Source organism: Streptomyces violaceusniger Tu 4113, from assembly GCF_000147815.2.
GTDB lineage: Bacteria > Actinomycetota > Actinomycetes > Streptomycetales > Streptomycetaceae > Streptomyces > Streptomyces violaceusniger_A.
The window spans coordinates 56,442-79,905 of sequence record NC_015957.1 but is presented as its reverse complement, the minus strand read 5'-3'; the positions used below and the strand labels follow the sequence as shown (position 1 = coordinate 79,905).

General features: G+C 71.9%; 19 protein-coding genes. 6 read left to right on the top strand and 13 right to left on the bottom strand.

What is annotated here, in order from left to right:
• Nucleotides 1–214 precede the first annotated feature (214 nt).
• Both STRVI_RS00360 and STRVI_RS00355 read left to right on the top strand, forming a co-directional pair.
• Nucleotides 215–1,204, top strand: a complete 990-nt coding sequence (locus STRVI_RS00360) for a hypothetical protein (RefSeq protein ID WP_014053631.1) — start codon at nt 215–217, stop codon at nt 1,202–1,204.
• 90 nt (nt 1,205–1,294) lie between these two features.
• A complete protein-coding gene (locus STRVI_RS00355) occupies nt 1,295–2,149 on the top strand; it encodes a helix-turn-helix domain-containing protein (protein ID WP_014053630.1) in 855 nt (284 codons plus the stop codon).
• 14 nt (nt 2,150–2,163) lie between these two features.
• Here the strand turns inward: STRVI_RS00355 and STRVI_RS00350 are convergent, their stop codons facing one another.
• Nucleotides 2,164–3,978 (bottom strand): NHL domain-containing thioredoxin family protein, encoded by a 1,815-nt coding sequence (locus STRVI_RS00350; RefSeq protein ID WP_043235167.1) that lies wholly within the window; start codon nt 3,976–3,978, stop codon nt 2,164–2,166.
• Nucleotides 3,979–4,222: 244 nt separating this feature from the next.
• Between STRVI_RS00350 and STRVI_RS00345 the strand changes: the two genes are divergently transcribed.
• Nucleotides 4,223–5,047: a maleylpyruvate isomerase family mycothiol-dependent enzyme gene (locus STRVI_RS00345; RefSeq protein ID WP_014053628.1), complete on the top strand. Its 825-nt coding sequence runs from the start codon at nt 4,223–4,225 to the stop codon at nt 5,045–5,047.
• Between the two features lie 220 nt (nt 5,048–5,267).
• Here STRVI_RS00345 and STRVI_RS00340 read toward each other — a convergent pair whose 3' ends face one another.
• From STRVI_RS00340 to pdhA, 5 genes are all read right to left on the bottom strand, one after another.
• Nucleotides 5,268–6,563, bottom strand: a complete 1,296-nt coding sequence (locus STRVI_RS00340) for an MFS transporter (protein WP_014053627.1) — start codon at nt 6,561–6,563, stop codon at nt 5,268–5,270.
• A complete protein-coding gene (locus STRVI_RS00335) occupies nt 6,560–7,219 on the bottom strand; it encodes a GntR family transcriptional regulator (protein ID WP_086019663.1) in 660 nt (219 codons plus the stop codon). The genes STRVI_RS00340 and STRVI_RS00335 overlap by 4 nt, the downstream gene beginning before the upstream one ends.
• Nucleotides 7,220–7,473: 254 nt before the next feature.
• Nucleotides 7,474–8,904 (bottom strand): dihydrolipoamide acetyltransferase family protein, encoded by a 1,431-nt coding sequence (locus tag STRVI_RS00330; protein ID WP_014053625.1) that lies wholly within the window; start codon nt 8,902–8,904, stop codon nt 7,474–7,476.
• Between the two features lie 22 nt (nt 8,905–8,926).
• Complete coding sequence (locus STRVI_RS00325) at nt 8,927–9,907, bottom strand: alpha-ketoacid dehydrogenase subunit beta (RefSeq protein ID WP_014053624.1); 981 nt, start codon at nt 9,905–9,907, stop codon at nt 8,927–8,929.
• 1 nt (nt 9,908) lies between these two features.
• Nucleotides 9,909–11,075: a pyruvate dehydrogenase (acetyl-transferring) E1 component subunit alpha gene (gene pdhA / locus STRVI_RS00320; RefSeq protein ID WP_014053623.1), complete on the bottom strand. Its 1,167-nt coding sequence runs from the start codon at nt 11,073–11,075 to the stop codon at nt 9,909–9,911.
• A 322-nt stretch (nt 11,076–11,397) separates the two neighbouring features.
• On the opposite strand from pdhA, the gene STRVI_RS00315 reads away from it, so the two are divergent.
• Together STRVI_RS00315 and STRVI_RS00310 are read left to right on the top strand one after the other, a co-directional pair.
• Nucleotides 11,398–12,066: a response regulator gene (locus STRVI_RS00315; RefSeq protein WP_014053622.1), complete on the top strand. Its 669-nt coding sequence runs from the start codon at nt 11,398–11,400 to the stop codon at nt 12,064–12,066.
• 292 nt (nt 12,067–12,358) lie between these two features.
• Nucleotides 12,359–13,396: a phosphotransferase gene (locus tag STRVI_RS00310; RefSeq protein WP_014053621.1), complete on the top strand. Its 1,038-nt coding sequence runs from the start codon at nt 12,359–12,361 to the stop codon at nt 13,394–13,396.
• A 64-nt stretch (nt 13,397–13,460) separates the two neighbouring features.
• Here STRVI_RS00310 and STRVI_RS00305 read toward each other — a convergent pair whose 3' ends face one another.
• The gene (locus STRVI_RS00305) at nt 13,461–15,035 is read right to left on the bottom strand and encodes a protein kinase domain-containing protein (protein ID WP_014053620.1); all 1,575 of its coding nucleotides are present in this window, start codon (nt 15,033–15,035) and stop codon (nt 13,461–13,463) included.
• Between the two features lie 311 nt (nt 15,036–15,346).
• On the opposite strand from STRVI_RS00305, the gene STRVI_RS00300 reads away from it, so the two are divergent.
• Nucleotides 15,347–16,993, top strand: a complete 1,647-nt coding sequence (locus STRVI_RS00300; RefSeq protein ID WP_014053619.1) for a protein kinase domain-containing protein — start codon at nt 15,347–15,349, stop codon at nt 16,991–16,993.
• Between the two features lie 128 nt (nt 16,994–17,121).
• Here the strand turns inward: STRVI_RS00300 and STRVI_RS00295 are convergent, their stop codons facing one another.
• From STRVI_RS00295 to STRVI_RS53925, 6 genes are all read right to left on the bottom strand, one after another.
• A complete protein-coding gene (locus STRVI_RS00295) occupies nt 17,122–17,688 on the bottom strand; it encodes a bacterial proteasome activator family protein (protein WP_043235164.1) in 567 nt (188 codons plus the stop codon).
• A 63-nt stretch (nt 17,689–17,751) separates the two neighbouring features.
• The gene (locus STRVI_RS47015; RefSeq protein WP_014053617.1) at nt 17,752–18,396 is read right to left on the bottom strand and encodes a hypothetical protein; all 645 of its coding nucleotides are present in this window, start codon (nt 18,394–18,396) and stop codon (nt 17,752–17,754) included.
• Between the two features lie 173 nt (nt 18,397–18,569).
• Nucleotides 18,570–19,547: an NAD(P)H-quinone oxidoreductase gene (locus STRVI_RS00280; protein ID WP_014053616.1), complete on the bottom strand. Its 978-nt coding sequence runs from the start codon at nt 19,545–19,547 to the stop codon at nt 18,570–18,572.
• Nucleotides 19,548–19,557: 10 nt separating this feature from the next.
• On the bottom strand, nt 19,558–20,613 hold the full coding sequence (locus STRVI_RS00275; RefSeq protein WP_014053615.1) for a potassium channel family protein: 1,056 nt from the start codon (nt 20,611–20,613) through the stop codon (nt 19,558–19,560).
• Complete coding sequence (locus STRVI_RS47230; protein ID WP_014053614.1) at nt 20,610–22,625, bottom strand: molybdopterin molybdotransferase MoeA; 2,016 nt, start codon at nt 22,623–22,625, stop codon at nt 20,610–20,612. The genes STRVI_RS00275 and STRVI_RS47230 overlap by 4 nt, the downstream gene beginning before the upstream one ends.
• Nucleotides 22,622–23,449 carry an NTP transferase domain-containing protein gene (locus tag STRVI_RS53925; RefSeq protein WP_043235161.1) on the bottom strand — a complete coding sequence of 276 codons (828 nt, stop codon included), beginning with the start codon at nt 23,447–23,449 and terminating at the stop codon, nt 22,622–22,624. The genes STRVI_RS47230 and STRVI_RS53925 overlap by 4 nt, the downstream gene beginning before the upstream one ends.
• Between the last annotated feature and the right edge of the window lie 15 nt (nt 23,450–23,464).

The following is a 23,464-nucleotide window of genomic DNA, read 5'->3' as shown; positions in this document are numbered from 1 at the left end:
CCCTCCATGTCCCGCTCCTGGCCTCTCCCATGGGCGTCCTGGCAGGTCATCAGGGGCGCGCCCGGCTGGGACGTCCCGAAGGACGGCTCGGCCCCGGAAAGGCCCCGCCCCGCGGCCCACAGTGGTTCCCGTCGCCGCGACGAACGGCCCGGCGGCCTCGACCGAGCCGTGCCGACGCCCGCCGTCGGCGCTCTCACCAAGGGGGAATCCCTACATGACGCACTCCATCAGCGGCGGCCGACGCCGGATCTTCCTGCGCAGGGTGGTCCCCGCGATCGCCGCGGCGGGCATCGGCGCCACCGGGCTCGTGGGCTGCTCGGGTTCAGGCGACACCGCGGGCCATGACGCCAAGGCGGCGAAGGCCGGGAAGGTCGCCGAGAAGGGTGTGACGAGCCGCGACACCACCTCGGCCCAGGGCGGGGCCGCCGCCCTCAAACTGAAGACGACCACGGGCGAGTTCGGCACCAAGGCCGCGGCCACCGCCGACTTCCCCACCTGGGGCACCCGCTGGGTGGTCCACCAGAGCGCCGACACCGGCTCCCCGTCCGTCGGGATGCTCAACAAGGACGCCCCGGGCCAGGACCGCATCACCGCCGACTACCAGGTCAACACCGGAAAGAAGGTCTGCGAGGACGGGGCCTGCTCGACCTACATGGCCCATATCACCGGTCCGGTCAGCGGCTTTGTGACCGTCGTCGCGGTGGACATCCCGCAGGACTCGCTGCCCGGGGTCCCGGTGCAGAACGGCGGTGGTGAGCCGCCGAAGCCGCCGCAGACCGGCGGCACCCGCGCCGAGGCGCTGCAGCGGGCCGCCACCTGGCTGACCGCCAACAACGGCGGCCGGGTGCCGTACAGCCAGGCCCAGGTCTGGACGGACGGCTACCGCCAGGACTGCTCGGGCTATGTCTCCATGGCGCTGGGCCTCCAGGCGCCCGGCAGCAACACCGTGGGCCTCACCGGCTCCGGCATCACCAAGCCGATCGCCCTGAACGACCTGCGGCCCGGGGATCTGCTGATCGACGCCTCCGGGAACAACAACACCCGCCATGTCGTGATGTTCGAGAAGTGGAACGATGCCGCCCACACCTCGTACACCTCCTACGAGCAGCGCGGCGACTTCGGGACGGATCACACGACCCGTCGCTACGGACTGGAGCCGGGCAGCGAGTACAAGCCCTACCGGCCGCTGAAGTTCATGGACTGATGCGTTCCTGACCCGGTTCCTGTAACGAGCGGCACGTCCACCTCGGGGGTGTGGACGTGTCGCTCGGCATGTTCATGATCCCGTGCTGCAATGGTGTACGTGGCAGCGCATCCGAATCGCCCAGAGAACCGGCGACGCAAGCCCCTTGCCCCGCTTCCCGAGGAACTCTCCGGCCCGGTACGGGAATTCGTGACCGCACTGCGCCGGATGCACGGCGAGCTGGGACTCAGCCTGAAGGAACTGGAGGGGCGGCTGCCCGCGAGCCGGTCCTCCCTCTCCCGCTATCTGCGCGGCCAGAGCCTTCCCGACGAGCGGCTCCTGGTCCAGTGGGGCAAGCTCTCCTTCACCGCCGAGGACCGGCTGCCCGAACTGGTGACCCTGCTGCACCGGGCCACCGAAGCCGAGGCCGCCGTACAAGCCGCCGAGGGGACCGGGCCGGAGCCCGGCGCGACCGCGTCGCCGCCCCCGGGACAGCCTCCGGAGGGCCGGCCGTCCCGGCGCCGGCTGCGGCTCACGCTCGCGGCGGTGGGCGCCGTCGTCGTCATCGCCGGGGGCACGGCCGGCGTGATCGCCCTCCGGTCGTCCGGCGACGGCGGGTCCCCGGGCGGCGCGGCGGGCTCCTCGTCCCTGGGCGACGCCCGGATCACCGTCTACAACGCCGAGAAGGACTGCCGGCACAAGCGGGTCCGCGCCTGCTCCCTGGGCCTGGCCGAGGATCCGTACGTCGCCTACCGCCCGTCGAACATCGTGGGCCGGGCCTGGCACGGCGACGCACTGCGCGCCGACTGCCGCATCGCCAACGGCGTCACGGTGACCGACGAGGCGGGCGGGCACAGCAGCATGTGGTTCCGCGTCTTACAGGACGGCAAGCGGATGTGGGTGCCGGGCATCCGGATCCGCCAGGACCAGGTGCAGTACTCCACGCTGCCCAACTGCCCCGACTGACCGCCGGTCGGGGCTCAGCCGTCCATCCCGGAGAGCACCAGCGGCAGCCGGGTCGCGCCGCCCTCGGTGATCCGCACCGGGACGCCCCAGTCCTGCTGGTGCACATGGCAGGCCGGGTACTCGTTGGACGGGTCGTCGTCACAGGAGGCGGCCATGGCCGAGACATGCAGCACGCCCTCGGTCATGCCCTCCGTAAGGACCAGCTCACGGTTAAGATCCGTGCCCGCGCCGTCTCCTTCGGCCAGCAGCTCGGGCGGGGTGGAGCTGACCAGCAGCCGGGTGGAGGGGCCGTAGCGGGTGTCCAGCTTCTGCCCCTCGGGCGCCTGGAAGACCACGTCCAGCCGCAGTGTCCCCGGGGCGATGTCGGTCGCGGCCCGCTGGGTGCGGTGGGCCACCGCGTCGACCCTTACGGCCTCCTCCGGCAGCCGCAGCCGGGTCAGCCGGTGCCGGGCGGACTCCACCACGACGACGTCCCCGTCGGCCAGGACCGCGCCGGAGGGCTCGCGCAGATCCGTGGCGAGCGTGGAGACCTCGCCGGTGGCCGGGTCGTAGCGGCGCAGCGCGTGGTTGTAGGTGTCCGAGATCGCCACCGAGCCGTCGGGCAGCGCGGTGACGCCCAGCGGATGCTGGAGCAGCGCCTGTTCGGCGGCGCCGTCCCGGTGGCCGAAGTCGAAGAGCCCGGTGCCGACGGCCGTACGGACGGCGAAGCCGTCGCCGTCGCGCTCGACGTACCGCAGCGCGGACGTCTCGGAGTCGGCGATCCACAGCCGGTCCTCGGTGGCGGCGAGCCCGGAGGGCTGGGCGAACCACGCCTCCTCGGCGGGGCCGTCGACCAGACCCTCGTTGGTGGTCCCGGCGGCGGCCCGTACGGCCTGGGCCTCCGGGTCGTAGGTCCACAACTGGTGGACACCCGCCATGGCGATCCACAGCCGGCCGGCGAACCAGGCGACGTCCCAGGGGGAGGACAGGTCGACCTCGCGGGCGGGCCCCTCGGTGGGCGACCCCTGCCACCACTGGCGGCCGGTCCCGGCGAGCGTGGTGACCTCGCCGGTGGCCGGGTCGAAGCGGCGCAGTGCGTGGTTCACGGTGTCGGCGACGGCCACGGTGCCGTCGGGGAGCAGGGCGAGCCCCTGGGGCTCGCTGAAGCGGGCCCGCTCGCCCGTGCCATCCGTAAGGCCGCGCTCGCCCGCGCCGATCCGCCGCACCACGCTCTCGCCGTCCGCCGCGAGCTCCACCAGTTGATGGCGGGTGGTGTCCGAGACGAGGAAGGTGCCGCCGGGCAGCAGCAGCGCCTTACCGGGGAAGCGCAGCTCGGTGGGGACCGGCTCCGGGGGCACGTACGGGCCGTCGCCGCGCCGCAGGGTGCCCTTGGCGGCGTGCTCGGCCTCGAGCTGCCCCACGAGGGTCTCCAGGGCGTGTGCGTGGCCCTCGCCCGCGTGCTGGGCGACCACATAGCCCTCGGGGTCGATGACGACGAGGGTGGGCCAGGCCCGTACCGCGTACTGCTTCCAGGTGGCTAGCTCGGGGTCGTCGAGGACCGGGTGGTGCACCTCGTAGCGCTCCACGGCGTCCACGACCGCCTGGTGCTCCGCCTCGTGGACGAACTTCGGCGAGTGCACCCCGACGATCACCACGGTGTCGCGGTGCTTCTCCTCCAGCTCGCGCAGTTCGTCCAGGACATGCAGACAGTTCACACAGCAGAACGTCCAGAAGTCGAGGATGACGATGCGCCCTCGCAGGTCGGTGAGGGTGAGGTCGTTGCCGCCGGTATTGAGCCAGCCGCCCCGGCCGATCAGTTCGGGGGCGCGGACGCGTGCACGTGGAGCCATATCCCCATGAAACAGCAGCCCCACCCGTCTCATTCCCCCGCCCCCCGATGGCTTTCGCCCGATGTGCGGGGGTATGTCCGGAGATAAGGAGAGGGCGGGCGCACACTACCATCGCGAGCAGGCCGCCAGCCGCCGATCCCGGCCTACGATCAGAGCCGAAAGCACTGCCCGCGCGCTCGTGGGCAGCGTAACTTGAACGCACACACCAGCACCCAGCCCGCGCACCAACCGCCCGAGGGGTCCCGTGACCGTCCATCCCAGCCTTCAGACCTCCATCGACGCCTGGACGCACTCCATCGACGCGATATCGGAGTTGGTGAATCCGCTCGCGGAGCGCGAGTGGAACCTCGCCACCGAGTGCCCGGGGTGGTCGGTGCGGGACGTCGTCTCGCATGTCATCGGACTCGAATGCGAGATGCTCGGCGACCCCCGCCCCATCCACACACTGCCGCGCGACCTTTTCCACGTCACCAACGAGCTGTCGCGGTACATGGAGGTCCAGGTCGACGTCCGGCGCTGTCACACCGCGCCCGAGATGACCTCCGACCTGGAGTACACCGTCATCCGGCGGGGCCGCCAGTTGCGGAACGAGAAGCGCGCCGCGGACGCCATGGTGCGCTGGCCCGGCGGCTCCGAGGTCACGCTGGGGGAGGCCCTGATGAAGCGGGTCTTCGACGTCTGGGTGCATGAGCAGGATCTGCGCCGGGCCCTGAACAAGCCCGGCAATCTGGACTCGCCGGGCGCCACGATCACCCGTGACCTGCTGCTGTCGGCGCTGCCGAAGGTCGTCGCCAAGGACGCGGGCGCGGCGCCCCAGTCGGCCGTCGTCTTCGATGTGAACGGCCCGCTGGAGTTCATGCGGACGGTCCGGGTCGACGCGGACGGCCAGGGCAGCATCGACGGCAGTGTCTCGCTCGGGCCGACGGCCACCCTCTCCCTGGACTGGGAGACCTACGTCCGGCTGGCCTGTGGGCGGGTGCGGCCCGAGGCGGTCTCCGAGCGGCTGAAGATCGAGGGCGATCAGCAGCTCGCCGAGGCGATCCTCGGGCACTTCGCGATCACGCCGTAACGCCTCCCGGAGGGCCCTGGCGCCTCGCGGAGGGTCGGGCCGCGCAGCCGCCTGGGATCACGCCGTAGCGCCGCCCGCAGGGTCAGCCGTACAAGCGCTGGGATCACGCCGTAACGCCGCCCGTAGGGTCGGGGCGCACAGCGCCTGGGATCACGCCGTAAGCCCCCTGGGGGTCACGCCGTGAGCCGCCCCGGGGAGCTCGCCGTGACGCCCCTGGGGGTCACGCCGGTACGTGCACGGCCTCGACACGGCTCGCGACCACGCGCTCGCGCTCCCGGCGGTGCGCCCGGCCGCGCAGCCGCAGGATCTGGCTGATGCCGAGCGCCTGCAGCACGAACACCGAGGCGAACGCGATCCGGTAGTTCTGGCCGGTCAGGTCCAGCAGCACGCCGACGGCCAGCAGTGTGGTCATCGACGCCGTGAAGCCGCCCATGTTGACGATTCCCGACGCGGTGCCGATCCGCTCGGGCGGATTGGCGGGCCGGGCGAAGTCGAAGCCGATCATCGACGCGGGCCCGCAGGCGCCGAGCACCACGCACAGGACCACCAGCAGCCACATGGGCGCGTGGGCGGACGGCCAGACCAGCATGGTGCCCCACAGCAGCGCGGTGGCGCCGACCGTGCTGAGGGCCAGCGGGGCGCGGGCGGCGTGGTGCCGGGCGATGACCTGCCCGTAGACCAGGCCGACCGCCATGTTGGAGAGCACCACGAGGGTCAGGAGCTGACCCGCGGTCGCCTGGGACAGCCCCTCCGCCTCGACCAGGAACGGCATCCCCCACAGCAGCAGGAAGACCATCGCCGGGAACTGGGTGGTGAAGTGCACCCACATGCCGAGCCGGGTGCCGGGCTCGCGCCAGGCGTCCGCGATCTGCCGGCGGACGTAGTCGGCGCCCAGGTGGGTGGCGGGCGCGGGCTCGAAGCCCTCCGGGTGGTCCTTGAGGAAGAACAGCACCAGGAGGAAGACGGCCAGGCCGCCGAGCGCGCTGCCCGCGAAGGTCGTGGTCCAGCCGACGCCGTGCAGGGACCGGGCGATCACCAGCGTGGAGACCAGGTTGCCCGCCATGCCGAAGAGCGCGGCGATCTGGGCGATGAGCGGCCCGCGGCGGGCCGGGAACCAGCGCGAGCCGAGCCGCAGCACGCTGATGAACGTCATCGCGTCACCGCAGCCGAGCAGCGCCCGGGAGCCCAGCGCCATCGCGTAGGAGTGGGAGAACGCGAAGCCGAACTGCCCCAGGGTGAAGAGCACCACGCCCAACATGAGCACCTTACGGGTGCCGAGACGGTCGACCATGAGCCCGACCGGTATCTGCATCCCGGCGTAGACCAGCACCTGCAGGATGGAGAAGGTCGACAGCGCCGAGGCGTTGATGTGGAAGCGCTCGGCGGCGTCGATACCGGCGACGCCGAGGCTGGTGCGATAGGTGATGGCGACGAAGTAGACGGCGACGCCCAGACCCCACACGGCGACGGCACGACGGCCGCCGGGCGGATCCCCGGGCAACTGGGCCGAGGTCATCGCTCCTCACCCCGGGCGAGGTTGTTCACCCAACTGATGTGGCGCTGCACCAGCCCGGACGCGAACCCGGCGTCCCCGGCGCGCAGGGCCCGGAGGATCTCCGTGTGCTCGGTGATGTTCTTGGCGATGCGGCCGGGCTCGGCGTGCATGGTGGCCACGCCCATCCGCAACTGACGGTCCCTCAACTGGTCGTAGAGCTGCGCCAGGATGGCGTTTCCCGCCGCCCTGACGATCGCCGCGTGGAAGCAGCGGTCGGCGGCCGCGAAGGCGGCCAGATCCCCGGCCGCCGCGTGCACCTTCTGCTCCTCCAGCAGCTCCTCGAGCCGCCCCAGGAGCTGCTGCCCGGCCGGTACGACCTTGGCGACCGCGTGCTGCTCCACCAGCAGCCGGGTCTCGACCACGTCCGCGATCTCCTGGGAGGAGACGGGCAGCACCAGGGCGCCCTTCTTCGGATAGAGCTTGAGCAGCCCCTCGGCCTCCAGGCGCAGCAGCGCCTCCCGGACGGGCGTACGGGAGACCCCGACGGCGTCCGCGAGTTCGCCCTCGCTCAGCAGTGTGCCGCCCTCGTAGCGGCGGTCGAGGACGGCTTGTTTGACGTGGTGGTAGACGCGTTCGGCGGCAGGGGGCGGCTTGGTGGCCGTATCGGCGGGACTCATGATGCGCACATCATAGATACAAGATGCATGCGCACCCATCCCCCGTCCGCGATGCGGACGGGGGGCACCTACCGCTTCGGGGCGCTGAGTTCTTCCGGCCGGGGGCACCTCCCAGCGATAGCCGGGGGCGAGCCGAAGGGGCGCGCCGGTGTCGAAAGGGAGCGCGCGCAGGTCCCGAGGAACGAGGGACCGAGCACGGCCGACCGTCGACACCGGCTGAAAGCGCCCCGGAGGCGAACCGAGCCGTAGCTAAGTCAGGTCCACGTGATGAGGCGCTTGGGGCGCTCCAGGACGGCCGCGACGTCCGCGAGCACCTTGGAGCCCAGCTCGCCGTCGACCAGCCGGTGGTCGAAGGAGAGCGCGAGCGTGGTGACCTGGCGGGGCTTGACCTCGCCCTTGTGGATCCACGGCTGGAGCTTGACGGCGCCGAAGGCGAGGATCGCGGACTCACCGGGGTTGAGGATCGGCGTGCCCGCGTCGATGCCGAAGACGCCGACGTTGGTGATGGTGACCGTGCCGCCGGACATCTCGGCCGGGGTGGTCTTGCCCTCACGGGCGGTGGTGACCAGCTCACCCAGGGCGGACGCCAGTTCGGGCAGGGTCTTGGCGTGGGCGTCCTTGATGTTGGGGACGATCAGCCCGCGCGGCGTGGCAGCCGCGATGCCCAGATTGACGTAGTCCTTGTAGACGATCTCCTGGTTCTCCTCGTCCCAGGTCGCGTTGACGTCCGGGTTGCGCCGGATGGCCACCAGCAGGGCCTTGGCGACCAGCAGCAGCGGGTTGACCCGCAGCCCGGCCATCGCCGGGTCCTGCTTGAGGTCGGCGACGAGCTTCATCGTGCGGGTCACGTCGACCGTCACGAACTCGGTCACATGCGGGGCGGTGAAGGCGCTGTTGACCATCGCCTGCGCGGTGGCCTTCCGTACGCCCTTCACGGGCACCCGCCGCTCCCGGCCCTCCACGGCCCTGGACGGGGCCGCCACGGGCGTCTCCCGGGCCGTCTGGACGGCCTCGGCGGCCGCGTGGACGTCCTCGCGGGTGATGATCCCGTCCGGCCCGCTCGGGGTGACCGCCTCCAGGTCGATGCCCAGATCCTTGGCCAGCTTGCGGACCGGCGGCTTCGCCAGCGGCCGGGCGGGCCGGCCGCTGCCGTTCAGCTCGGGCGAGGGCGAGGGCGCGGCCTCGGGACGTGCGGGCGCGGGGGCGTGCTCCTGGGGCGCGGGCGCCCCTGCGGAGGGGGCGGGCTCTGAGCGCTGGGGGCCCGGCAGCGGTTTGCGCGGACGGCGCTTGGTGGAGGCGGGCGCCGCCCCGTAGCCGACCAGATTGGCCTGGCGGCCCTCCTTCTCGGCGGGCTCGGCCTCGGCGGCGGGCTCCTCGGCGGGCTTCCCGGCGGCGGGAGCGGCCTGGGGCGCCGCCTCCCCCGCACCGGGGTCGGTGTCCACCGAGATGATCGGCGTGCCCACGTCCACGGTGGTGCCCTCGTCGAAGCGCACCTCGTGCACCACGCCGTCGAAGGGAATGGGCAGCTCGACGGCGGCCTTGGCGGTCTCGACCTCGCACACCACCTGACCGTCGGTCACGGTGTCGCCCGGCGCCACGAACCACTTGAGGATCTCGGCCTCGGTCAGCCCCTCGCCCACATCGGGCATCTTGAACTCACGGAAGCGCTGTTCGACTGCGGTCATCGTCACGATCTCCTCAAGCCCTTCAGTACGCCAACGCACGGTCTACGGCGTCGAGCACCCGGTCCAGCCCCGGAAGGTACTCGTCCTCGAGCCGTGACGGCGGGTACGGCGAGTGGAAGCCGCCGACCCGCAGCACCGGGGCCTGGAGGTGATAGAAGCACCTCTCGGTGATGCGTGCGGCGATCTCCGACCCAGTGCCCAGGAATACCGGAGCCTCGTGGACGACGACCAGCCGCCCCGTCCGCTCCACGGAACGCTGGATGGTGTCGAAGTCGATCGGCGACATCGACCGCAGGTCCACGACCTCGATCGACTTGCCCTCCTCGGCGGCGGCCGCGGCGGCGTCCAGGGCGACCTTCACCATCGGGCCGTAGGCCGCGAGGGTCAGGTCCGCCCCCGGCCGCACCACCCGGGCGGCGTGCAGCGGACCGGGGATCGCGGCGGTGTCGACCTCGGACTTGTCGTGGTAGCGGCGCTTGGGCTCGAAGTAGATCACCGGGTCGTCGCTGCCGATGGCCTGCTGCAGCATCCAGTAGGCGTCGGAGGCGTTGGCGGGCGAGATCACCTTCAGCCCGGCCACATGCGCGAACAGCGCCTCGGGCGACTCGCTGTGGTGCTCCACCGCGCCGATCCCGCCGCCGTACGGAATGCGGACGACGACCGGCAGCTTGACCTTGCCGAGGGACCGTGCGTGCATCTTGGCGAGCTGGGTGACGATCTGGTCGTAGGCGGGGAAGACGAAACCGTCGAACTGGATCTCCACCACCGGGCGGTAGCCGCGCAGCGCGAGCCCGATCGCGGTGCCCACGATGCCGGACTCGGCGAGCGGGGTGTCGATGACCCGGTCCTCGCCGAAGTCCTTCTGCAGCCCGTCGGTGACGCGGAAGACGCCTCCCAGCTTGCCGACGTCCTCGCCCATGATCAGGACCTTGGGGTCGGACTCGAGGGCCGTGCGCAGTGACGCGTTGATCGCCTTGGAGAGCGACATCTTCTCGGCGGCCATGTCAGATGCCCTCCTCTGCGGTGACGAACGAAGCCTGGTACTCGGCGAACTGCGCCCGCTCCTCGTCGACGAGCGCGTGCCCGTCGGCGTAGGTGTGCTCGAACAGCGCCATGTCATCGGGGTCGGGCATGGCCCGCACCGCGTCCCGCACCCGCTTGGCGAGCGCGTCGCTCTCCCGCTCCAGCTCGGCGAAGTACGCGTCGTCGGCCAGGCCCTCGCGGGTCAGCAGGGTGCGCAGCCGCAGGATCGGGTCCTTGGTCTCCCACAGCTCCCGCTCCTCGGGGGAGCGGTAGCGCGTCGGGTCGTCGGAGGTGGTGTGGGCGCCCATGCGGTAGGTGAACGCCTCGATGAGCATCGGGCCCTGCCCGGTGCGCGCCCGCTCCAGCGCGGCCTTGGTGACGGCCAGGCAGGCGAGCACGTCATTGCCGTCCACCCGCACCCCGGGGAAGCCGTAGCCCTGGGCGCGCTGGTAGAGCGGGACCCGGGTCTGCTTCTCGGTGGGCTCGGAGATGGCCCACTGGTTGTTCTGGCAGAAGAAGACCACCGGGGCGTTGTACACCGCGGAGAAGGTGAACGATTCGGCGACATCGCCCTGGCTGGAGGCGCCGTCGCCGAAGTAGGCCAGGACCGCGGCGTCGGCGCCGTCCTTGGCGACGCCCATCGCGTAGCCGGTCGCGTGCAGCGTCTGCGAGCCGATCACGATGGTGTACAGGTGGAAGTTGTTGCTGTTCGGGTCCCAGCCGCCGTGGTTCACCCCGCGGAACATCCCCAGCAGATTGGTCGGGTCCACGCCCCGGCACCAGGCCACACCGTGCTCGCGGTAGGTGGGGAAGACGTAGTCGTCGTCGTGCAGCGCCCGGCCGGAGCCGATCTGCGCCGCCTCCTGGCCGAGCAGCGACGCCCACAGGCCCAGTTCGCCCTGGCGCTGCAGGGTGGTCGCCTCGGCGTCGAAACGCCGTGTCAGCACCATGTCCCGGTACAGACCGCGCAGCTCCTCCGGGGTCGGGTCGATGGCGTAGTCGGGGTGCTCGACACGCTCGCCCTCGGGGGTCAGCAGCTGTACGAGTTCGGTCTGGCCCTCAGGCTGCTTCTTGGCGTCCCGCGCTGTGGTGCTGCGCTTGGCTCCGCTGCGGCGCGGCTTGCGCGCGGCAGTGCTCTCCACGGTCACGTGTGCTCCTCCGTCTGTCCGGCCCCCGGGATCCGCCGGCGGCCAGTTGCGGCTCGCCCGTTCCGTCTCGGCACACGGGGTGGGTGCGCCGAGGCATGGCCGGGCGTGACAGGTTCCCGGCGGCTGGCCCTGCACAAGGCACGTTACCCAGTGCGTCGCATGTCTGCGAAACCCCACCTGACCTGCAATTTTGCTTGGATATCCAAGTAAATCGCGTGAGGGGGGAAACTTCCACTGGTCACAGCCCCGCAGGCCGCCGGACAAGCGCACGTTATCCCGCTGGACAAGGGCACGGGAAGACATCGTGTGTGAGACTGGATCCGTGCGCGAAGAAGGAAAAATAGGGATTTTCCTGGTTGACGACCATGAAGTCGTCCGACGCGGCGTACGGGATCTGCTGGCGAGCGAGCCGGACATGGAGGTGGTCGGCGAAGCGGGCACCGCGGCCGACGCCCTGGCGCGGATCCCGGCCGCCCGGCCGGATGTCGCCGTCCTGGACATCCGGCTGCCCGACCGCAGCGGGGTCGAGGTCTGCCGGGAGATCCGCGCCCGCGACGAGAACATCCGCTGCATGATGCTCACCTCCTTCGCCGACGACGAGGCGCTCTTCGACGCCATCATCGCGGGCGCCTCCGGCTACGTCCTGAAGGACATCCGCGGCGCGGAACTGCTCTCCGCCGTCCGGGACGTGGCCGCGGGCCGGTCGCTGCTCGACCCGGTGGCCACCGCCCGGGTGCTGGAACGGCTGCGCGGCCAGACGGCCGCCAAACCGGACGACCGGCTCGCCGCCCTCACCGAGCAGGAGCGCCGGATCCTGCTGCTGATCGGGGAGGGGCTCACCAACCGGGCGATCGGCGAGCGGCTCCATCTCGCCGAGAAGACGATCAAGAACTATGTCTCCAGCCTGCTCGCCAAGCTGGGCATGGAGCGCCGGTCGCAGGCGGCGGCCTATGTCGCCCGGATGCAGGCGACGCAGCCCCAGAAGCACTAGCCCTGGCGGAGGCGGCGCAGGCCCGGAAGCGCTACGGGGGTGTCCGCCGCGTGGCAGGGGCCTTGCCCTCAGACCCCGGGGTCTGGGGCAAAGCCCCAGTTGAGGGAAGGGGCGGGGAGGGGAAACAGCCCGTCGCAGGCGCCAAGACCCGTCGGACACCCCAGCCCCGGGCGGGCGACGCGGACCGAGACGCGCCGGCCCCGTCTCGGTCAACCGGCCGTCCCCCGGTGTGCCGTGCGGCGTCGTCCTCGCGCGCCGTGGCGGTGATCCCTGGTGATCTAACATCTGGCAGGTGCCGCGCTCACATGTACACTCCGCCGAGGCCGCTCCCGACGGGGAAACCCTGGGCGCCCTGCTCCGCCGCTACGACAGCGCCGGTGAGGCCGTCTCCTGCGAACCGCTCGCCCAGGGGCTGCTCAACCGGGGCTACCGCCTCGCCACCACCCGCGGCCGGTTCTTCCTCAAACACCACCTCGACGGCGACCGCACCGCCATCGCCCGCCAGCACCGGGTCACCCAGCGGCTGGACGCGCTCGGGGTGCCCGTCGCCCCGCCGGTCCCCGACGCCGACGGCCGTACGGTCGCCGTCATCGGCGGCCGCTGCTACGCGTTACACCCCTGGATCGACGGACAGCACCGCGCCGGCGGAGAGCTGACCGCCCCCCAGTGCTGGCGGCTGGGCGGGCTGCTCGGGCTTGTTCACACCTGTCTGGAGCGCGTCATGCGGGCCCGTACGGGCGACCGCCGGCCGCCCGAGGAGGCGGCCGACCCCGAGGACACCTTCGACGTCATCGACGAGCTGCTCACGCTGATCCGGGGGCGCCGGGACCGCGACACCTTCGACGAACTCGCCGAGCACCGCCTGGTCGAGCGGCGGGCGCTGCTGGAGCGGCACGCCCACCGCCGCCCGGAGGCCCACGCCGTCCCGGTCGCCGGCTGGGTGCACGGCGACTTCCACCCGCTGAACCTGCTCTACCGCGACACGGAACCGGCCGCCATCGTCGACTGGGACCGGCTCGGGGTGCAGCCGCGCGCCGAGGAGGCGGTCCGGGCCGCCGCGATCTTCTTCGTACGGCCGGACGGCACCCTGGAACTCACCAAGGTGCGCTCCTACGCGCGGGCGTACCGCTGCACGGCGGGGGCCGGGGCCTCGGAGATGGCCGCGGCCGTGCACCGGGTGTGGTGGGAGCGGCTCAACGACTTCTGGATGCTGCGCTGGCGCTACCAGCGCGGGGACCGGCGCGCCGATCCGCAGTTCCCGGCGGCCGCCGCGCTGGTGGTGTGGTGGACCCGGGAGTACGACGCGGTCCGGGACGCCTTCTGCGGGTGACCTCTGCGGGTGACTTCCGCGGGTGACTGAGGCGGGGGGCGCCGGAGGGGCGCCCCCCGGGCCGTTACGGAATGCCGCCGTCCGTGGCGCCCGCCGTACCGGTGGGATCGGCGGTGGGCTCGGTCGGCCCGTCGCCGGTGGGCTCGGTGCTCGGATCATTGCCGCCCGGCGTGGTCGGCTCCTCGGTGGGCACGTTGGTGCCCGGGTCCGTCTGCGAGTCCGTCGGCTCGTCCGTAGGGTTGTTGGAGTACGTCGGCGTCGGATCCTCGGACGGGGTGGAGTCGTCGCCCGTGTTCCCGGCGGTGGAGTCGTCGGTCGGGACCGAGCCGTCGCTCGTGTCGTCGGTCGGCTGGTCGCTCGGCTTGGTGGTCTTGTCCTGGGTGACCGACGTCTTGGGCTTGTGCGGCTGCTTGTTGTCGTCCTTCTTGCCGGCCTGCAGGGCGAAGGCGACCCCCGCCGCGACCGCGATCATCGCGAGCACCGCGATCAGCCAGACCTTGCCGCGGCCCTTACGGCGGCCGGAACCGCCGTGGTAGCCGCCGCCACCGCCCCCGGGACCGGTGACGATCGGCTGCTGGGAGGTCTCGCCGTGGCCGGGGTGGGGCAGCGCGGTGGTGGCCCCGGGCACGCCCGGCATGCCCATGGCGGGGGTGGCGGCGCCCAGGTGCTGGGTGACCGGGCCGGTGCTCCACACGCCGGTGTGGCCGCCCGCCTCGTGGAGCATCTGCAGCGCGTACTGCACCATTCCGCGCATTTCCTCGGCGCTCTGGAACCGGTCGTCCGGGTCCTTGGCGAGGGAGCGCATGACCATGCCGTCCAGCTCCGGCGGCACGGTGCCGGAGGTCTCCGAGGGCGGCACCGGGGTGTCCTGGACGTGCTGGTAGACCACCGACAGCGGGGTCTCCCCGGTGAACGGCGGGCGGAGCGCCAGCAGCTCGTAGAGCAGACAGCCGGTGGCGTACAGGTCGGAGCGGTGGTCCACGGCCTTGCCGAGGGCCTGCTCCGGCGAGAGGTACTGGGGTGTGCCCATGACCATGCCGGTCTGGGTCATGGTGGACTGCGCGCCGTGCAGGGCGCGGGCGATGCCGAAGTCCATCACCTTGACCGCGCCGCTGTGGGTGATGATCACGTTGGCGGGCTTGATGTCACGGTGCACGATGCCGTGCTGATGGCTGTAGGCGAGCGCCTCCAGCACCCCGGAGACGATGATCAGCGCCTGATCCGGCGGCGGGGCCTCGGCGTTGAGCAGCAGATCGCGGATGGTCCGGCCCTCGACCAGCTCCATGACGATGTACGGCACGGTGTTCTGGCCGACGGTGTCCTCGCCGGAGTCGTAAACCGCCACCACGGCGTGGTGGTTCAGCCCCGCGACGGACTGTGCCTCGCGGGTGAAGCGGGCCTTGGACACCGGGTCCTCGGCCAGATCGGCGCGGAGCAGCTTGACCGCGACCGTCCGACCGAGCCGGAGGTCCTCGGCGGCGAAGACTTCCGCCATACCGCCACGGCCAAGACGACCGGTAAGCCGATATCGGCCATCGCCGACAAGTCCTCCGTTGCCCCACGCTTCGGGCAAATCCGGCATTCCGGACCCGCTGGCGTCAGGTTCGGAGGGCCCCTGGGCGCTCTGGGTCGGTGCCATCGGTCCTCGCCGTCTCGTTCTCGGTGGGGGTCTGGTCAAGATCGCCCCGCCCACGGGCGGTACGGTTCCTGCTAGGCACGCTACAGCCTTCGCGCCGTACATCGGTTGGTGATGGACCGGCCATCAAACCTGTTGACGCCACAGCGATGCAAATCGCGTGACGGGTTCTTGCTCATCCGGTCACGGAACGGGCACGCGGCTTGACGTGTCCGTGGCCTGGGGCAGACTTGGCCACGATATCCAGAACATCAAGATCAATGCGTCGAAACGTGCGCGTCAGAGTAGTGAGTGCGCCAAGGGGGAAGTACGAAATGAGCCAGTACGGCGCATCAGGCAGGTATCACGGCCACTCTCTGGCGAACGGCCGCTATCAACTGCGTGACCTGCTGGGCGAGGGCGGAATGGCCTCCGTTCACCTGGCCTATGACTCCGTACTGGACCGTCAGGTCGCGATCAAGACGCTGCACACCGAGTTGGGGCGCGAGCAGTCCTTCCGCGAGCGGTTCCGCCGCGAGGCCCAGGCTGTAGCGAAACTCACGCACACCAATATCGTCTCAGTCTTCGACACCGGCGAGGACTCGGTCGACGGCTCGCTGATGCCGTACATCGTCATGGAGTACGTCGAGGGCCAGCCGCTGCGCGCGGTTCTGGACACCGATGTCCGGCAATACGGTGCGATGCCGACCGAAAAGGCGCTGAAGATCACCGGCGATGTGCTGGCGGCGCTGGAAATCAGCCATGAGATGGGGCTGGTTCACCGCGACATCAAGCCCGGTAACGTGATGATGACCAAGCGTAATGTGGTCAAAGTCATGGACTTCGGCATCGCCCGCGCCATGCAGTCCGGGGTCACCTCCATGACCCAGACCGGCATGGTCGTCGGCACCCCGCAGTACCTCTCCCCCGAGCAGGCGCTGGGCCGCGGCGTCGACGCCCGCAGCGACCTGTACTCGGTCGGCATCATGCTCTTCGAGCTGCTGACCGGCCGGCTGCCCTTCGACGCGGACTCGCCACTGGCCATCGCGTACGCGCACGTCCAGGAAGAGCCGGTCGCGCCCTCCACGATCAACCAGTCCATCCCCCCGGCGGTGGACGCGCTGGTCGCCCGCGCCCTGAAGAAGAACCCGAACGAGCGCTTCCCGACCGCCGAGGCCATGCGCGACGAATGCGCCCGGGTCGCCCGTACCGGGCAGACCGGCGCCTCCCCGATCATCATCAGCGGCGGTCCGCCGGCCCGCAGCGGCTTCGGCGTCGGCTCGGCGGTCTTCCCGCCGATCGACCAGCAGACGCCCGCCCCCGGCCCCGGCAGCGTCCAGACGCCGTATCAGCCGCAGCCCTCCCCCGGGCAGTACGGCGCCTTCGGCCCGTCCACCCCGACCCCGGCCACCACGCCGATGGGGCAGCACGGCTACCAGACCCCGGCGCCGTCGTACCACGGCCCCAGCACCCCGCCGCCGTACAGCATCTCGCCCTCGGCGCCGTCCGGAGGCGGCAACGGCAACAAGCGCGTGATCATAGGTTCGGCCGTCGTCGCGGCCGTCGCGGTCATCGCCGTGGTCCTGGCCATCGCGTTCAGCGGTGACGGCGGCTCCAAGAACGAGAGCAAGGGGGGCGGGGGTGGCGGCGCCGCCAAGCCGTCGAAGCCGTCGGCCTCCGACACCGCCGCGGGCTTCCGCATGGGCGACAAGGCCAAGGCGATCGAAACATCGAAGTGCACCGACGCCTACGAGGACTCCGACGAGAAGGGCACGTACTCGGTACCCGACTTCCAGAACCTCTACATCGACTCGGTGAAGAAGTGCATCCGGGCCGCGGGCTGGAAGTACCGCGTGGTGACCCAGGACGAGAATCTGTGGGGCAAGGGCACCGTCCTCAATTACACGTACCGGAACTACGAGCCGTACAACCCCAAGACGGACACCATCGAGCTGACCGTCTCCACGGGTAACCCCGGGTAGCCACGGCTCTGCGCCGACCACGCGCCCGGCGCACTCCCTCCGACGGACACGACGCCGCGGGCCGCACCTTCCGGTGCGGCCCGCGGCGTCGTTTCGGCGTACGGTGCGTGGCTCGTACGGTGCGTAGCTCAGAGATACGGGCCCGAGCGGGCGCCGCCGGGCTTGGGCACGTCCTCGTCCTCCTCGCCCCCGCCGAGCCCGGGCGGCAGGGCCCGGCGCATCTGCTCGAGCTGGGCACGCGCCGCCATCTGCTGCGCGAACAGGGTCGTCTGGATGCCGTGGAACAGCCCCTCCAGCCAGCCGACCAACTGGGCCTGGGCGATGCGCAGTTCCGCCTCGGTCGGCACCACCTCGTCCGTGAAGGGCAGCGACAGCCGCTCCAGCTCCCCGATCAGCTCGGGTGCGAGCCCATCCTCCAGCTCCTTCACCGAGCTGGAGTGGATCTCCTTGAGCCGGACCCGGCTGGCCTCGTCGAGGGGTGCGGCGCGCACCTCCTCCAGAAGCTGCTTGATCATGCTGCCGATCCGCATGACCTTCGCCGGCTGCTCGACCATGTCGGTCACGGGAATCTCGCGCGACTCGTCGTCCCCACTGCCCTCGCCAGAAGCAGGGCCGCCGCCGAGTGCCATGCCGTCCGGACCGACGACCAGGACGTGCGGGCTCTCCTGCGCTCGTTCGTTCATCGGCTGGTTCATACCCCTATTGTTCCGCACCGGCATCCGGTCCGGCGGGCGAGGGTCGAGGATTCGGCGCCGATGTCAGCGGCGGCGCAGCCGCAGACCGAAGAACGCCAGGCCGAGGCCGAGACCGGTGAGCGCGAGACCGGTGCCCAGCGGCAGCACCCGCATCGCCCGCTCGCTGGGCTCGGCGGCGGTCCGCTGAGCACCGTAAGGCTGCCCGGAGGGGAGCGGTTCGCGCGCCTGGTGGCGGTCCGGGCGCTGCGGCATGGGGAGGGAGGACGGCGTCCACTCGGGTACCAGCGAGAACCGCCCGGCTCCCTCGTCGTTCTCGTTCTCGTTCTCGTTCCCGCTCTCGTTCCCGTCTCCGTCCCTGTCTCCCTCCCGTGGCCCGGACGAGGAGTCCTCGTCCGGCGGTGAGGGGGCGGGGGGCCGGGTGCGGCCGGGGTGCGTACGACCCTCGCCCGCCCGGGTGCCCGCCAGCCCGCCGCCGCCGCCGTCGGCGGCGGCGGCGGCGTCGGCGTCGGCGTCGGCGTCGGCGTCGGCGTCGGCGTCGGCGTCGGCGTCGGCGTCGGCGTCGGCGTCGGCGTCGGCGTCGGCGCGGGCGGCGGTTGTGGTGGAGGCGGCGGATGCGGCGTGGGCGGCCTGGGCCGCCTGGGTGGCGGTCAGGGCGGTGCCCGCCAGCAGGGCCGCCGCGGGGAGTGTGCGGAGTGTCGCGGGGTTCACGGTGGTCACCCTCCCGTGCCGAACCGTTGCGTAACGGGATCAGCGTCACATGAGGGTACGTACCGGGCACCCTGAGCGCCGCCGTACGGACGCGACGCCGCCGTGCCTGCGACGCTGCCGTCCGTACGGCCGGGGCCGGGCCAGTGCCGGGCCACTCCGGGGCGGCCCGGCGGTCAGGTCGTCAGGAGGATCTTCCCCACATGCTCGCTGGACTCCAGCAGCCGGTGGGCCTCCGGGGCATCCCGCATCGGGATGGTGCGGTAGACGACCGGGCGGACCCGGCCGCCCGCGATCAGCGGCCAGACGTGCTCCTGCACCGCCGCGATGATCGCCGCCTTCTGCGCCGGCGAGCGGCCCCGCAGCCCGGTGGCCGTCACGGCGGCGCTCTTGGCGAGCAGACTGGCCAGGTTCAGCTCGGCCTTCGCCCCGCCCTGCAGCCCGATGATCGCCAGTCGGCCGTTGGTGGCGAGCGTCTCCACATTCCGGGCGAGGTACTTCGCGCCGACGATGTCCAGGATGACGTCGGCCCCCACGCCGTCGGTGGCCCGGCGGACCTCCTCGACGAAGTCCTGCTCGCGGTAGTCGATCAGGACGTCGGCGCCCAGCTCCCGGCAGGCCGCCAGCTTCTCCGGGCCGCCCGCGGTCACCGCGACCCGCGCCCCGACCGCCTTGGCGAGCTGGATCGCCATGGTGCCGATACCGCTCGACCCGCCGTGCGCCAACAGCGTCTCGCCCGGCCGGAGATGGGAGATCATGAAGACGTTGGACCATACGGTCGCGGTCACTTCGGGCAGTGCGGCGGCCGTGACCAGGTCCACGCCCTCGGGGATGGGCAGTAGCTGCCCCGAGGGAACCACCACCTTCTCGGCATATCCACCGCCCGCGAGCAGGGCGCACACCTCGTCGCCCACGGCCCAGCCGGTGACGCCGGGGCCCAGCGCCGAGATCCGGCCCGAGCACTCCAGTCCGGGGTAGGGCGCGGCTCCGGGGGGTGGCGGATAGACGCCCTGGCGCTGCAGCACATCCGCGCGGTTGACGCCGGCGGCGGCCACGTCGACCAGGACCTCGCCCTCACCGGGTACGGGATCGGGAACCTCGGCCCATACCAGGGCTTCGGGGCCACCGGGTTCGGGAATCGTGATCGCATGCATGGCCGCGAGGCTACTCCTGGACCATCGGCGCGCGAACGATCGTGATCAGCCGGTCGGCCGCCTGCAGCGGACTGGCGTCGGGGTCGTCGTACGCGAGCAGCCGATGGCCGCGCAGCACCGACACCACGAGGTCGTCGGTGTCCCGCACCGACTTGCCCACCTCCGCCTTCACCACCGTGCGCTCCACCAGGTCCAGGCCCGAGCCCTGCTGGATCAGATCCTCGATCACCGCCCCGGCCGTCGGACTCTGCACGCTCATGCCCAGCAGTCGGCCGGCCGCGCTGGCACTGGTGATCACCGCGTCGGCTCCGGACTGGCGCAGCAGCGGCGCGTTCTCCTCCTCGCGCACCGCCGCCACGATGTTGGCGCCCCGGTTGAGCTGCCGGGCCGTCAGCGTGACCAGGACGGCCGTGTCATCGCGCTGGGTGGCGATCACGAACTGGCGGGCGCGCTGCGCCTCCGCGCGCAACAGCACATCGCTGCGGGTCGCGTCGCCCACCACCCCCGCGAACCCGTCCGCGTTCGCCGCCTCGATCACCTTCTGGTTGGGGTCGACCACGACCACCCGGTTCTTGGCCAGTCCCGTCGCGCAGAGGGTCTGCACCGCGGACCGCCCCTTCGTGCCGAAGCCGACGACGACGGTGTGATCACGCAACGCTGACCTCCAGCGGTTCAGGCGGTACTGCTCGCGGGTTCGTTCGGCCAGGACTTCCAGGGTGGTGCCGACCAGGATGATCAGAAACAGCACGCGCAACGGCGTGACCAGCAGGATGTTGCTGAGCCGCGCGCTGTCGCTGTACGGCACGATGTCGCCGTATCCGGTCGTCGACAGCGTGACGGTCGAGTAGTAGACGGCGTCGAGGAAATCGACGCCTTCGTCGGAGTTGTCGTGGTAGCCGGAGCGGTCGACGTACACGATGACCACTGTCAGCACCAGCACCAGCAGCGCGAGCAGCAGCCGGCTCGCGACCTGGCGCAGCGGGCCCGCGCGGAAGCGGGGCAGGTGGACGCGGTGGCCGCCGTCCCCGGGGTTGCGGGCGGCCGCGTCGTGGCTGGGCAGCTTCACGCCGGGCCCTCCTCGGGAGATATGTCCTCGCCGTCTCCGTGGCCCGCTGCTTTGTCCTTGCGGTGGCTCGCTTGGGGTGCGCGGTGGGTTCGGTCTGCGCCTTGGCCGGCTCGGTCTGCGGAGCTGGCTTGGTCCGTGCCTCGGCTGGCTCGGCCTGTGGGGCGCGATTGGTCCGCGTGGCGCATGTGGTCCGCGTAGCTCAGTTGCTCGGTCGCGATCGCCGACCACGGGAGATCCAGCACCTCGACCTCGGTGCCCCGCTTCGCCCCGCCGGGCGGGATCACGGCGAGGCCGTCGGCCACCGCGATTCCGCGCAGCATGGCCGGGCCGTTGAAGCGCAGCGGCACCGCCGCGTCCTGCCGGAAGGTCACGGGGACCAGCCGGGTGTCCCGCGGATGCCCCTGTACGGCCTCGGCCAGCGGGGCCGGGCCGGGCGCTGGGGCCGGGCGGCCCGTCAGCGTCCGCAGCAGCGGCTCCGCGAGGGTCAGCAGACCGGACACCGCCGCGAGCGGATTGCCCGGGAGCCCCACCAGATGCCGGGCGGGGCGGGTTTGGGGTCCGGGATTTTCGGCCTTTTCCGACTTCTCGGAGCTCTCGGGGTTCTCGGAGCTCTCGGAGCTCTCGGAGCTCTCAAGGTTCTCGGGTGCGAGCCGGGCGAGCAGCATCGGGTGGCCGGGGCGCACCGCCACCCCGTCCACCAGCAGTTCCGCGCCCAGGCGGCCCAGGGTGGGGTGGACGTGGTCCACGGGCCCCGCGGCCGTGCCCCCGGTCGTCACGACGACATCGGCGGACGACTCGGCCACCGCCGCGCACACCGCGTCCGCCTCGTCGGCCAGCCGCCGGGTGCCCGTAACCTCGGCACCGAGCGCCCGCAGCCACGGCCCGACCATCGGCCCCAGCGCGTCCCGGATCCGGCCGTCGTGCGGCAGCCCCTCGGTGAGCAGCTCATCGCCGAGCACCAGCACCTCGACGCGCGGCCTGCGCACCGTCGGCAGCTCGTCGTACCCGGCCGCGGCGGCCAGCCCCAGTACGGCCGGGGTGACCAGGGTCCCGGCGGACAGCAGTTGATCGCCGCTGCGGCACTCCTGGCCGCGGGTGCGGATGTCCTGGCCGAGGACGACGGGGTGGGCGGCGGACGCGTGGAGCCAGCCGTCGCCCGCGTCGGTGCCGTACTCGCTGCGCAGCACGGCGGTGGCGCCGGGCGGGACGCGGGCGCCGGTGGCGATGCGGACGGCGTGGCCGTCGGGCAGGGCGGCCGCCTCACCATGTCCGGCGAGGATGCCGTGGTCCTGGTCCTCGTCATCAGTTGGCAGCCGCCAGGGGCCGGGGCCCGCGAGCGCCCAGCCGTCCATGGCGGAGGTGTCGAAGGGCGGCAGGTCGGTGAGCGCGGCGAGCGGCGCGGCCAGGACCTGCCCGAGCGCCTCGGACAGCGGCCGCATCACCGGGGCGGCGTGGGCGGCCTCCTTGACGGCGGCGCGGGCGGCGATGGCCCGGGCGTCGGGCCAGGAGGTGGGGCTGTGGTGCGGTTTGTCCATAAGGGGGTGCGGCTGGGAGGTGGGTGGGGCTGGGGTGCGTTTCGGGTACGGGGCCGGGGGCTTCGGGGCGGGGGCTCTGGGCCGCAGGTTTTTGCTGCCAGTGCCCTCTGACGTCGAGTTACCCAGAAATTGGCGCCATACGTATACGTCGGCTTCCGGATCCCCCGCCTCTCCGCCCCCGTCCCCTCCCGTCTCATCGCGGCACTCCCGCCGTTTCGCCGGCCGCTCATGGGCCAGGTCGAGGGCGGTCTCGGCCCAGTCCGTCCCGGTCGGGTCGGCGCTGTCGTCGCGGCCTCGTTCCGGGGCGGGCCGGTCCGGGCGGCCGTTGGCCAGGTTCAGGGCCGCGTCCGCCCAGTCCTCGTCCTCCTTGTCGACTGGCTGCTCCGGGCCCTGCGGCGGGGATTCGTTGGCCAGCGCCAGCGCCTCGTCGACCTCTCGATCGAGCGGGTCCCCGTCCCGGGGGTTGCGTGGTGTCACCGCTCCTCGGCCCAACGCGCGGCCAGCGCCGCGGCCTTCTCGGTCGCGGCGGCCAGTGCCTCCGGGCCGCCGCCCTTCTGGGCCGCGGCGTAGCCGACGAGGAAGGTGGTCAGTGGGGCGGCGGGCCGGGCGACGCCATGTGCGGCGTCGCGGGCCAGATCGAGTAGCGCCGCGGTGTCGACATCCAGGTCGATCCCGAGCTCGGCCTTGACTGCGGTAATCCATTCGTCCAACACGCTTCCATGCTCCCTGATACGCGCTCGAGCCGTGGTGATGTCCTCCCAGGTGTCGCAGTCGAACGACGCCGTGGGGTGCTGGATGCGGGCCAGGGCCAGCTCGGAGACGAGAAGGCGCAGGGGCAGCCCGCCGAGGCCGCCGTGCTCGGTGGCGAGGAGGGCGATCTCGCGGCGCAGCGGCTCGGCGCGGTAGGCGGCGACAAGGGGCTGCTCACGGCCGTCGGAGTCGATGAGCTGGGCGCCTTCGGTGCCCTCGACGCCGTTGAGGAGGGTCTCCACGGTCTCGGGCGTGAGGAAGGGCAGATCGGCGGAGAGGACGAGGACGACCGGAGCGGTGGTCTGCCGGACGCCCGCGTCGACGGCCGCGACCGGGCCGCCGCCGGGGGGCTCCTCCCGGGCCCACCGCACGGGCCGCACCGTGGGCCTGCGCGGGCCGACGACGACGGTCCGCCCGGCGCCGCGGCAGGCGTCCAGCACCCGGTCGAGCAGGGCTCGCCCGCCCACCCGCAGTGCGGGCTTGTCCACCCCACCGAGCCGCCGAGCGGCGCCCCCGGCCAGGATCACCGCGTCATACGCACCTGGAGTCACCCCATGAGTATGGCG

Bases quoted from the DNA above. Each gene is read 5' to 3' on its own strand.
- STRVI_RS00300 (WP_014053619.1), top strand. From the start codon at position 15,347: ATGAGCCAGTACGGCGCATCAGGCAGGTATCACGGCCACTCTCTGGCG.
- STRVI_RS00340 (WP_014053627.1), bottom strand. From the start codon at position 6,563: ATGACCTCGGCCCAGTTGCCCGGGGATCCGCCCGGCGGCCGTCGTGCC.
- STRVI_RS00350 (WP_043235167.1), bottom strand. From the start codon at position 3,978: ATGGCTCCACGTGCACGCGTCCGCGCCCCCGAACTGATCGGCCGGGGC.
- STRVI_RS00330 (WP_014053625.1), bottom strand. From the start codon at position 8,904: ATGACCGCAGTCGAACAGCGCTTCCGTGAGTTCAAGATGCCCGATGTG.
- STRVI_RS00355 (WP_014053630.1), top strand. From the start codon at position 1,295: ATGGTGTACGTGGCAGCGCATCCGAATCGCCCAGAGAACCGGCGACGC.
- STRVI_RS00305 (WP_014053620.1), bottom strand. From the start codon at position 15,035: ATGGCACCGACCCAGAGCGCCCAGGGGCCCTCCGAACCTGACGCCAGC.
- STRVI_RS00280 (WP_014053616.1), bottom strand. From the start codon at position 19,547: ATGCATGCGATCACGATTCCCGAACCCGGTGGCCCCGAAGCCCTGGTA.
- STRVI_RS00325 (WP_014053624.1), bottom strand. From the start codon at position 9,907: ATGGCCGCCGAGAAGATGTCGCTCTCCAAGGCGATCAACGCGTCACTG.
- STRVI_RS00295 (WP_043235164.1), bottom strand. From the start codon at position 17,688: ATGAACCAGCCGATGAACGAACGAGCGCAGGAGAGCCCGCACGTCCTG.
- STRVI_RS00360 (WP_014053631.1), top strand. From the start codon at position 215: ATGACGCACTCCATCAGCGGCGGCCGACGCCGGATCTTCCTGCGCAGG.
- STRVI_RS00335 (WP_086019663.1), bottom strand. From the start codon at position 7,219: ATGAGTCCCGCCGATACGGCCACCAAGCCGCCCCCTGCCGCCGAACGC.